The organism is Arthrobacter sp. HMWF013 (assembly GCF_003061105.1).
In the GTDB taxonomy this organism is placed as follows: domain Bacteria; phylum Actinomycetota; class Actinomycetes; order Actinomycetales; family Micrococcaceae; genus Arthrobacter.
The window spans coordinates 1-2,534 of record NZ_QAIQ01000198.1; the positions used below are offsets into that span (position 1 = coordinate 1).

3 protein-coding genes are annotated in these 2,534 nt (G+C 66.7%); all 3 read left to right on the forward strand.

Going from position 1 to position 2,534, the window contains the following annotated elements; all coding sequences use genetic code 11:
* Nucleotides 1-366 (forward strand): aquaporin (locus DBR22_RS24405; RefSeq protein WP_258229100.1); only part of this gene is annotated, 366 nt, incomplete at its 5' end.
* 56 nt (nt 367-422) lie between these two features.
* Nucleotides 423-1,610 carry an exonuclease SbcCD subunit D gene (locus DBR22_RS08535; protein ID WP_108598664.1) on the forward strand — a complete coding sequence of 396 codons (1,188 nt, stop codon included), beginning with the start codon at nt 423-425 and terminating at the stop codon, nt 1,608-1,610.
* On the forward strand, nt 1,607-2,534 hold a 928-nt coding region (locus DBR22_RS08540), incomplete at its 3' end, for an AAA family ATPase (RefSeq protein ID WP_146187435.1). The genes DBR22_RS08535 and DBR22_RS08540, both read left to right, overlap by 4 nt.

Sequence of the window (2,534 nt, forward strand, 5' to 3'; positions counted from 1 at the left end):
GTCCTGCTCCAGCTTGGCCTCTCAGTGGGCAACGCCCCCTTCAACCCGGCCCGCGCCACCGCCTCCGCCGTGTTCAGCTCCAGCTGGTCCCTCGAGCAGCTGTGGGTCTTCTGGGTTGCCCCGTTGGTGGGCGCTGCCATTGCGGGCCTGGTCTTCCGCGGCTTCGCCGCACCGGCCGCAGCGTCAACCGCCGCTGTTGAGGACGCCGGGTTGAACGCCGGTGAAACTGCCGACGACGCTGAGTCTCCGGAGGTCCGGGAGTCCGCCGCCCCCGCCGCTGCTTCCGCCACCGCTGCCGTTGTCACACCGGGGGAGCCGGACAACCGCGACGAGGCACGCGAATTCTTCGACGGGAAGCGCGGCTAGGACGGTCCGCTGCGGCGGTTGCCGAAACTGTCAGTGGCAGCCGATAGCGTAGGAATATGCGGTTATTGCACACATCCGACTGGCATTTGGGCCGGTCGTTCCACGGCGTCGGGATGCTGGACGCCCAGCGGGACTTCGTCGATCAGCTTGTCACCTCCGTCTCTGCAAACAAGGTCGACGTCGTCCTGATTGCCGGTGATGTCTACGACCGCGCCCTGCCGGGCGTCGACGTCGTGGGGTTGCTTGACGAGGCCCTGGTCAGGCTGACCGCCGCCGGCGCCCAGGTGGTGCTGACCAGCGGTAACCACGACTCCGCCATCAGGCTGGGATTCGCATCCCGGCTCCTGGAGCGGGGCGGCGTCCACCTGCGGACCAGGCTGGCGGACCTGGACAAACCCATCATCCTGCCCCTCGACCCCGGTGCCGGCGATCAGGGGGCAAACGGTGCGGTCCTGGCCATCTACGGGATTCCCTGGCTGGAACCCCGCCTGGTCGCTGAACAGCTGGGGGTGGAGCCTGCAAGCCATTTCGAGGTAACGCGCGCCGCCACCGATCGCATCCGAACGGACCTCGCAGAACGCAAGAATGCTGGAGCGGTCCACTCCGTGGTGCTGGCCCATACCTTTGCCAGCGGCGGAATCAGCTCTGACAGCGAGCGTGATCTCAGCATCGGCGGCGTGGGGGCCGTGCCCTTGGATCTGTTCGACGGCTTCAGCTATACCGCGTTGGGACACCTCCATGGGCGGCAAACCCTTTCGCCGGACGTCAGGTATTCGGGCTCACCGCTGGCCTACTCGTTCTCCGAAGCCAAGCACACCAAGGGAAGCTGGCTGATCGACGTCGGCCCGGACGGCGTCAACGGTGTCTCGGAACTGACATGGGAGCCGCCCCGGAAGCTGGCCGTGCTTCGAGGAGGCATGACGGAATTGCTGGAGTCCGGCGAGCATGCGTGGGCTGAAGGCGCGTACTGCCAGATAACGCTGACGGATGCACAAAGGCCACAGCAGGCCATGGAACGGCTCCGGGCACGTTTCCCGGACACCCTGGTCCTTGGTTTCGATCCCCAGGGGGGCGCCGGCAAGGCTGCGGCAAGCTACAGCAGCAGGCTCGCCGAAGCCCGGGACGATCTGTCTGTTTGCTGCGGCTTCCTGGATCACGTCCGCGGCCGGGACGCTGATGAGGCCGAACGGACGGCCCTTGCTGCTGCCCTGGACAACGTGCGGCTCCGGGAGGCATCACTGTGAGAATCCACCGCCTCAAAATCTCGGCATTCGGACCCTTTGCCGGCACGGAGGAAATCGACTTCGACAGGTTGAGCGCCCACGGGCTCTTCCTCCTGAACGGTCCCACCGGAGCCGGCAAGACCAGCGTTCTTGATGCCGTCTGCTTTGCCCTGTACGGATCGGTCCCGGGTGCACGACAGGAAGGCAAGCGGCTCCGCAGCGATCATGCTGAGCCTGCCCTGGAACCAGCGGTCACGTGTGAGTTCTCGGCCCAGGGGCGCCATTTTGAGGTCACCAGATCCCCGTCGTGGGAGAAGCCCAGCGCCCGGGGCAAGAACGGTTTCACCACCCAACAGGCCAAAACCCTTCTCCGGGAGCGGATCGGCGGGGCCTGGACAGAGAAGTCGGGACGCAACGACGAAGCAGGCGCTGAGATCACGGCCCTGCTGGGCATGGACCGCGAGCAGTTCACGCGCGTGGTGATGCTCCCGCAGGGCGACTTCGCGGCGTTCCTGAGGTCCAAGGCCACAGACCGCCTGGAACTGCTGCAGAAACTCTTCGGTACCCAGCGGTTCGAGGCGCTGGAGCAGGAACTGTCGGCACTGTCCCAGGCCGCCCGGAACGATGTGTCACGGCTGAATGCGGAGCTTGAGCTGCTGTCCGCGCGCGCTGAAGCGGACGCCTCACCATTGGCCCTCGGGGATTCCGGGGTGGATGGCCAGGCGGACCCTGCCGGCCGGATCGCATGGCTGCAGGCAGAGGCAGAACGCAACACAGCCGAACTCTCCTCAGCCGCAGTGGCCGCGGCGGCGGCGCGCACGCTTGCAACAGGCCGGTTCGAAACCGAAGTTGCGCGGCGGGAAAGACGCCGCCGGCTGGCAGCCGCCCAGGCCCGCAAGGCAGCTGCTGAGATGGCGGTGCCAACTCTTGAGCTGCAGGCCGCAC

What these genes read in the sequence shown, in the direction of transcription:
- DBR22_RS08535 (WP_108598664.1), top strand. Translation starts at nt 423, where the DNA reads ATGCGGTTATTGCACACATCCGACTGGCATTTGGGCCGGTCGTTCCAC.